Origin of the sequence: Aeromonas media, assembly GCF_000819985.1 — a bacterium.
In the GTDB taxonomy this organism is placed as follows: domain Bacteria; phylum Pseudomonadota; class Gammaproteobacteria; order Enterobacterales; family Aeromonadaceae; genus Aeromonas; species Aeromonas media.
Window position 1 is genome coordinate 1 of sequence record NZ_CDBZ01000213.1, and the last position, 7,777, is coordinate 7,777.

The 7,777-nt window shown below is 62.7% G+C and carries 9 protein-coding genes; 6 read left to right on the plus strand and 3 right to left on the minus strand.

Going from position 1 to position 7,777, the window contains the following annotated elements; all coding sequences use genetic code 11:
- On the minus strand, positions 1-849 hold an 849-nt coding region (locus BN1127_RS19365; RefSeq protein WP_042650535.1), incomplete at its 3' end, for an NAD(P)H-hydrate epimerase.
- A gap of 132 nt (positions 850-981) precedes the next feature.
- On the opposite strand from BN1127_RS19365, the gene queG reads away from it, so the two are divergent.
- Complete coding sequence (gene queG, locus BN1127_RS19370; protein WP_005327306.1) at positions 982-2,136, plus strand: tRNA epoxyqueuosine(34) reductase QueG; 1,155 nt, start codon at positions 982-984, stop codon at positions 2,134-2,136.
- Positions 2,137-2,219: 83 nt separating this feature from the next.
- Complete coding sequence (gene ppgK, locus BN1127_RS19375; RefSeq protein ID WP_005327307.1) at positions 2,220-2,963, plus strand: polyphosphate--glucose phosphotransferase; 744 nt, start codon at positions 2,220-2,222, stop codon at positions 2,961-2,963.
- Positions 2,964-3,017: 54 nt separating this feature from the next.
- Here the strand turns inward: ppgK and BN1127_RS19380 are convergent, their stop codons facing one another.
- Positions 3,018-3,473 (minus strand): hypothetical protein, encoded by a 456-nt coding sequence (locus tag BN1127_RS19380; protein ID WP_005327308.1) that lies wholly within the window; start codon positions 3,471-3,473, stop codon positions 3,018-3,020.
- Positions 3,474-3,955: 482 nt separating this feature from the next.
- On the opposite strand from BN1127_RS19380, the gene metN reads away from it, so the two are divergent.
- From metN to rfaH, 4 genes are all read left to right on the plus strand, one after another.
- Positions 3,956-4,999, plus strand: coding sequence for a methionine ABC transporter ATP-binding protein MetN (gene metN / locus BN1127_RS19385; protein ID WP_041206353.1), 1,044 nt, complete (start codon positions 3,956-3,958; stop codon positions 4,997-4,999).
- Between the two features lie 58 nt (positions 5,000-5,057).
- Entirely contained in the window at positions 5,058-5,711 is a 654-nt protein-coding gene (locus BN1127_RS19390; RefSeq protein ID WP_005327310.1) for a methionine ABC transporter permease, read from the plus strand.
- Between the two features lie 26 nt (positions 5,712-5,737).
- The gene (metQ, locus tag BN1127_RS19395; protein WP_005327312.1) at positions 5,738-6,538 is read left to right on the plus strand and encodes a methionine ABC transporter substrate-binding lipoprotein MetQ; all 801 of its coding nucleotides are present in this window, start codon (positions 5,738-5,740) and stop codon (positions 6,536-6,538) included.
- 98 nt (positions 6,539-6,636) lie between these two features.
- Complete coding sequence (gene rfaH, locus BN1127_RS19400) at positions 6,637-7,137, plus strand: transcription/translation regulatory transformer protein RfaH (protein ID WP_005331636.1); 501 nt, start codon at positions 6,637-6,639, stop codon at positions 7,135-7,137.
- A 157-nt stretch (positions 7,138-7,294) separates the two neighbouring features.
- Here the strand turns inward: rfaH and BN1127_RS19405 are convergent.
- The coding region (locus tag BN1127_RS19405) for a methyl-accepting chemotaxis protein (protein ID WP_042650536.1) at positions 7,295-7,777 on the minus strand (483 nt) is incomplete at its 5' end.

The following is a 7,777-nucleotide window of genomic DNA, read 5'->3' on the forward strand; positions in this document are numbered from 1 at the left end:
GCAGGCCTGCCCCGCCAGCAGTATGGCTCCCTGCATCCCCAGGTTGCCCCCCACCAGCAGCACCTTGCCGTGCTTGCCCTTGTGGGCCGAGCGGGGACGGGGAAAGAGCAGATTCTTTAGGCGGGGATAATCCAGGCGCTCGGCGGCGGGCACCAGGCCGGCCTCGGGCACCACCCCGAGGGGATCCCAGTCGAGCTGGCCGACACCGTCCACCCCGTCGGCGGTGAGCATGCCCTGCTTGATGCCGATGAAGCTGAGAGTACGGGTGGCGTGCACCAGGGCCCCCATGGCACGGCCGGTGTCGGCATTGAGCCCGGAGGGGAGGTCCACCGCCAGAACGGGAGCATTCAAACCATTGATTGTTGAGACGATCTTTGTCATTGGCAAGGAGAGGGGGAGCTGGACACCGGTGCCGAGCAGTGCATCTATCACCAGATCCGGCGAAGGGAGCGACGCCCCCTCGAGCGCATCGGCCATCATCACCTCCCCCCCCGCCGCCAGCCACTCATCGGCGGCCCGCCTGGCGTCTCCTCTGAGCAGGCCCGGGGCCCTAGCGGCGATCACCAGAGGCTCGAGGCCGAGTCGACGGGCGAGGCGGGCCAGCACATAGCCATCCCCCCCGTTGTTGCCCGAGCCGACGAAGATCCACCAGTGGTGACTCTGGGGCCAGTGATGGCGAGCATAACTGCACAGGGCGGCACCGGCCCGCTCCATCAAGGCGTAGAGAGCTTGCCCCTCACGCTCGGCCCAGCGCTGCTCCATCTTGCGGATCTGTTCGGCCCGCCACAGCGGCTGTGCTAGACTGATGCCTTGTTTTTTGCCGATAGCGTCCTCGATACCCTCTACCATGACGGCTCCCCACCTTCATCATCCACTGGCCCGATTCCTGGCTTGGCATATGACGTGCCATGACGGCGCACGGCCCTCGTCACCCTCAGTGCTGCGGGCGCCATGCCGCTGCCAGCAGGCAGGTAAGGCACAATGACGGCCGCCGAACTCGCGCAACTGGCCCACGATATCAAGCTCTGGGCACGGGAGCTAGGATTTGACCAGGTCGGCATCACGGACACGGATCTCGCCCTCGAGGAGCCCAGATTGCAGGCCTGGCTGGATGCGGGTCATCACGGCACCATGGACTACATGGCGCGCCACGGCATGATGCGGGCCCGGCCCCACGAGCTGCTGCCGGGCACCCTGCGGGTGCTGTCGGTGCGGATGAACTATCTCCCCTTCGAGGCGGGCTTTGCCGCCACCCTGCGCGATCCTACCCTGGGCTATATCAGCCGCTATGCCCTCGGGCGCGACTACCACAAGGTGCTGCGCAACCGGCTCAAACAGCTGGGAGAGCGCATCGAGCAGCGCTGCCAGACACTGTTGCCATCCACGCAGGCAACCCCGGGGGAGTGGCGCCCCTTCGTCGATTCGGCCCCCATCCTGGAACGCCCGTTGGCGGCCAAGGCGGGGCTCGGCTGGGTGGGCAAGCACTCGCTGCTGCTCAACGAGACTGCCGGCTCCTTCTTCTTTCTCGGAGAACTGCTGGTCGGCCTGCCGCTGCCCGTCGATGCACCGGTGGAAAAAGAGCAGTGCGGCAAGTGCGTGGCCTGCATCAACATCTGTCCGACCGGCGCCATCGTCGCGCCCTACGTGGTGGACGGGCGGCGCTGCATCTCCTACCTCACCATAGAGAACGACGGCCCCATCCCGGAAGAGTTCAGGCCGCTGATGGGCAACCGCATCTACGGCTGTGACGACTGCCAGCTCATCTGCCCCTGGAACCGCTATGCGGATGCGAGCCCAGAGCCCGACTTCAGCCCGCGCCCCAATCTGCATCGCCCGCCGCTGTTGACCTTGTGGGGCTGGAGCGAGAGCGACTTTCTCAAGCACACCGAAGGCAGCCCCATCCGCCGCATCGGCTATCGGCGCTGGCGCCGTAACCTGGCGGTAGCGCTCGGCAACGGCCCGGCCAGCAGCGATGCCATGGCCGCACTGCAACAGGCGCTCGCCAGTGCCGAGCCCATGGTGGCCGAACACATCGAGTGGGCGCTGGCGACCCTGGCCGTGCGCCAGGAGAAAGAGGACAAGAAGACCCGTTTGTTGATCCGCTGCATCGAAAAAGGCCTGCCGGATCACGCATAAGTGATCTGGTCCTTGCCGGATGACAGCACTTTTTTCATGCTCTGCCGACCATTGGCCATCGGCACAATAAAAGGAAGATTCGGATGCAGATGTTGGGAGTAGATATTGGCGGCTCCGGGATCAAGGGCTGCCTGGTGGATACCGAGACTGGCGAACTGATTGGCGAGCGCCACCGCATTGCCACGCCGCAACCGGCCACCCCGGCCGCCGTGGCGCACACCCTCAAGGCGCTGGTAGAGCACTTCCAGTGGAAGGGCCCGGTGGGCTGTGGCTTCCCCGCCACCATCCACAACGGCATCGCCAAGAATGCCTCCAACATCGACAAGAGCTGGATCGAGACCGACGCCGCCCACCTGTTCGCCGATGTGACCGGCCTGCCCTGCCACGTGCTCAACGACGCCGACGCGGCCGGGCTGGCCGAGATGCGCTTCGGTACCGGCCGGGATCGCAAGGGAGTGATCATCCTCATCACGGTGGGGACCGGCATCGGCACCGCCGTGTTCGTCAACGGCCAACTGCTGCCGAACACCGAGCTGGGTCATCTCATCCTGGAAGGGATGGTGGCAGAGCACTACTGCTCGGACGCGGTGCGCAAACGCGAGGATCTCTCCTGGAACCGCTGGGGCAAGCGCTTCAACAAATACCTGGCCCGCCTCGAGTTCCTCTTCTCCCCCGACCTCTTCATCCTGGGAGGCGGCAGCGCCGCCAAGCTCGACAAGTTCATCGACCGGATAGAAACCCGTGCCCCCCTGGTGGCGGCGGCCAGTCTCAACCAGGCCGGCATCATAGGGGCCGCCCTCTATGGCGCGGCCCGGCAAGAGGACTGACTCTCCTCCCGACAACGCCGCAAGAGGCCCGGACCGGGCCTCTGCCATGGCCCGCTAGATGTCGTCGAGCCGATGGGCTCCGTGCACCAGCCGGGTCAGCCGGGATTGCGCCATGGATGCCAGCGACGTCAGCAACGCGGCCGTGTCCGGCGTGGGGCACTCGCGAGCCAGGCGCCCCAGCTCGCCAACGAGTTTTTCCTCCTGCCGCGACACCATGGCCACTATCTCCTCGGGCTGAGTACCGGCCGCCAATGCCAGACGCTGGCAATCGGCCAGCAGATCCTCACCGAAGCCCTGATCCAGCCAGGTCTCCTTGACCGCACTCCCCATCTGCTCCCGATAGTCGTGCAGGTGGGCCGCCGCCGCGTCCTCCCGTCCTTGCAAATAGGCCAGCAGCATCCGGCTGCGCTCCCCATCCACCTGGGGGATCAGGCGCCCGTAACTGCGCCCCTGCTGCTGATGCAGTTGTTCGAGGTAAAGCATCAGGTCCTTGATCTGTTGAAATCGCATCTCTGCTTCCTCCTGCCGTCCACCTCCTGCCAGTATAAAAAAACGCCGCTCCTTCCCCGGATAAAAACGGTCGTTTTTTGTTCTACATCAAAGGGATGGGAAAGAAAAAGAAGAAAACGAAGAGAAGTGGGCAAAGAGATTCCTCCCTGTCATGCTGGCAACTGACTGCCAGCGCCCAGGGGTAGGCCGTGACAAAACGGGGGAATCATCGATTCAAGGGTGATTATCCAGGTTATATTCGGAAGGATGATTTAAAATCAGAATCTAATATTGAAGCTGTCGGTTTACTCCTCTTCCCTTAGTCAGCGAGCGGGAATCCTTATCCATTTTTTAGACGTCTAGACGTAGAAACATGCGTTGACACAGCCATCCGGACATCTTAGCATCATCCTCCATGATGGCAGAGCAACCCAGTGAAACCTCTGCCCAATTCACCCGCCTGTAGCGCCCTGTGCTTTAAGGCTGTTAGCACGGAAGAATCCATGATTAAGTTGATCGGTCTCAACAAAGTCTACGGTAAAGGCAGTGACGCCGTGCACGCCCTGCGTGACGTGAGCCTGCATGTGCCACAAGGCAAGATTTTCGGGGTGATCGGCGCCTCCGGTGCCGGCAAGAGCACCCTTATTCGTTGCGTCAACCTGCTGGAGCGTCCCACCCAGGGCCAGGTCATCGTCGATGGTCAGGATCTCGTGGCCCTGAGCGAGCGGGACCTGACCCAGGCTCGTCGCCAGATCGGCATGATCTTCCAGCATTTCAACCTGCTGGCCTCCCGCACCGTGTTCGCCAACATCGCCTTCCCGTTGGAGCTGGCTGGCTGGAACAAGGCACAGATCCAGACCCGGGTCGACGAACTACTGGCCCTGGTTGGGCTGGAAGCCCGTGCCCACGCCTATCCGTCCGAGCTCTCCGGCGGCCAGAAGCAGCGCGTCGCCATCGCCCGCGCCCTGGCTCCGGCCCCCAAGGTACTGCTGTGCGACGAGGCCACCTCGGCCCTCGACCCCCAGACCACTCGATCCATCCTGAGCCTGCTCAAGGAGATCAACGTCAAGCTGGGGCTCACCATCTTGCTCATCACCCACGAGATGGATGTGGTGAAGGGGATCTGTGACGAAGTGGCCATCATCAGCGACGGTCGCCTGATCGAGCAGGGCGAGGTGGCCTGGTTCTTCAGCAACGCCAAGACCCAGCTGGCCCGTGACTTCATCCACTCCACCATCCACCTGGAGGTGCCCCAGGAGTACCAGGACAGGATGAGCACCGAGCGGGTGGCGAACAGCTATCCCCTGGTGAAGCTCGGCTTCACCGGCGCCACCGTTGATTCGCCGCTCATCTCCGAGGTGAGCCGCCGTTTCAACATCGACATCAGCATACTGAGCGCAGACATCGAATACGCCGGTGGCGTCAAGTTCGGCTTCCTGCTGGCGGAGCTGTTCGGGGATGAGGCCCAGTGCGAGGCCACCCAGCAGTTCTTCATCGACAACCACATTCAGCTGGAGGTAATGGGCTATGTCCGAAGCAATGACTAATCTGCTGCGCCCAATCCTCGGCGACTCAGCCATCCTATCCAGCTGGAGGTAATGACTCATGTCCGAAGCCATGATTAATCTGCTCATCACAGCCCTCGGCGACACCCTGATCATGGTGTTTGCCTCCGCCCTGTTCGGCTGCCTGCTCGGCCTGCCGCTCGGCGTGGCACTGCACGTGACCAAGGCGGGCCAGATCCTGGCCAACCCGTTGCTGAACAAGATCCTCGGCATCGTAGTCAACGTCGGCCGCTCCGTGCCCTTTATCATACTGCTGGTGGCCATCATTCCACTGACCCGGCTGATCGTCGGCACCAGCATCGGCACTATAGCCGCCATAGTGCCGCTGACCGTGGGCTGCATCCCCTTCATCGCTCGTCTGGTGGAAGGTGCCCTGATGGAAGTGCCGGACGGCCTGCTCGAAGCCGCCAAGGCCATGGGTGCCAAACCCTTGCAAATCATTGCCAAGGTGCTGCTGCCTGAGGCCCTGCCCGGGATCCTCAACAGCATCATCATCACCCTCGTCACGCTCGTTAACTACTCCGCCATGGCCGGTGCCATCGGGGGGGGCGGTCTCGGCGATGTGGGTATTCGCTACGGCTACCAGCGCTTCGACCCTACCGTCATGCTGGTCACCGTGGTCATTCTGGTGGTACTGGTTCAACTCATCCAGAGCGCGGGTGAGCGCCTGGTCAAACAATGTGATCATCGTTAATCGTCGATTTCTGACAGGAGGTTTTTATGAAATTGGGCATTAAATCCGCTGCGGCTGCGCTGCTGGCAACTCTGGTACTGGTCGGCTGCGGTCAGAAGGAAGAGAGCAAGACCCTGAAAGTCGGCGCCATCGCCGGCCCCGAGACCGAACTGGTCGAGACCGCGGCCAAGGTGGCAAAGGAGAAATACGGCCTGACCGTCGAGATCGTCACCTTCTCCGACTACGTCACCCCGAACGTGGCACTGAACGACGGCAGCGTCGACGTCAACGCCTTCCAGCACAAGCCCTACCTGGATGCCCAGATCCGTGATCGCGGCTTCAAGCTGGTGCCGGTTGGCAACACCTTCGTCTACCCGATCGCCGGTTACTCCAAGAAGATCAAGGCCCTGTCCGAGCTGAAAGACGGCGCCCAGATCGCGGTGCCGAACGATCCGACCAACCTGGGTCGCTCCCTGATCCTGCTGGAGAAGCAGGGCCTGCTGAAACTGAAAGAAGGTGCCGGTCTGGAAGCCACCGTGCTGGACATCGCCAGCAACCCGCGCAACTTCAAGATCGTCGAGCTGGAAGCCGCTCAGCTGCCCCGCTCCCTGGAAGATGTTGATCTCTCCATCATCAACAACACCTTCGCCGGTCAGATTGGCCTGACCCCGACCGAGAACGGCCTGTTTGTCGAAGACAAGGAGTCCCCCTACGTCAACCTGATCGTTGCCCGCGAGAACAACAAGGACGACGAGAAGGTCAAGGAGTTCGTCCAGGCCTTCCAGACCGACGAGGTCTACAAGAAGGGGACCGAGCTGTTCAAGGGTGGTCTGGTAAAAGGTTGGTAATCACTCACTCTGTAAAAAAGGCCACGTCAAGCGTGGCCTTTTTTTTTGCCCCCGTTATCATAGCCAGAAGCACGGCAACACGAAAAAACAGAACAACAATGAAGAAATGGTATCTAGCCTACTGCAAGCCCAAGGAAGAGGCTCGCGCTCGCGCCCATCTGGCAGCCCAAGGCGTCGAATCCTATTACCCCATGGTGGAAGTCGAGAAGCTGAGACGGGGCAGACGGGTTCCGCTACGTGAACCCATGTTCCCCAACTACCTGTTCATCTACGTGGATCTGGAAGAGGTCACTCCGGTCACCCTGAAGTCCACCCGCGGCATCAGCCGCATCATTCACTTCGGCAAGGAGTGGACCCCCGTCAGCAGCCAGCTGATCTACCGGCTGATGAGCCGGGACGACAGCGACGAGGCGCGCGCCAGCTATGCCCGCCTGCCGACGCAAGGGGACAAGGTATTGATCGAATCTGGTCCCCTGGCCGGGTTCGAGGCCATCTACCTGGAGCCGGATGGCGAGAAGCGGGCGATCCTGCTGGTCAGCCTGCTCAATCAGGAGACCAGCAGCAGCTTCGACAATCAGGCCTTCCGGCGCCTGGACTGACCCTCAACAGACATCGCTGGCGAGAAGCGCCCCACCTCGGCTGGTGAGCCTGCTCAACCAGGAGACCAGCCGCAGCGTCGACCACCATGCACTGGAAACAAAACGGGGCAGGCCCATCGGCCTGCCCCGTTTTTATGCCGCTGCACCGCTCCCCTCCTCAGGCATCCAGCGCAAAGCGGCTGATGGCCGTGGTCAGTCGGTTCGTCTCCCGGGTCAGTCTGGCGGCGATCAGCTCGCCCTGTTGACTGTGCTCGCTGGACTGGTGGCTGAGCCCGGCGATCTCCTCCACGGTGCCCGCCACCTCCTGCGCCACCCTCGACTGCTGCTCGGTCGCAGTGGCGATGGCGGCAAGCTGGCCGCTGAGATCCTGCACCAGCGTCGACATGGCCGCCAGTGTCTCGCTCGCCGAGACCACGGCGCCCCGGCCTTGCTCCACCAGCAGGGTACCGCTGCCCACGGTGTCGGCCGTCTGCCGGGTCTGTTGCTGGATGCTGGCGATGGTCTGGTTGATCTCCGCCGTCGACTGGCTGGTGCGGCTGGCCAGCAGGCGCACCTCGTCCGCCACCACGGCAAACCCCCTGCCCTGCTCTCCCGCGCGCGCCGCCTCGATGGCGGCATTGAGCGCCAGCAGATTGGTCTG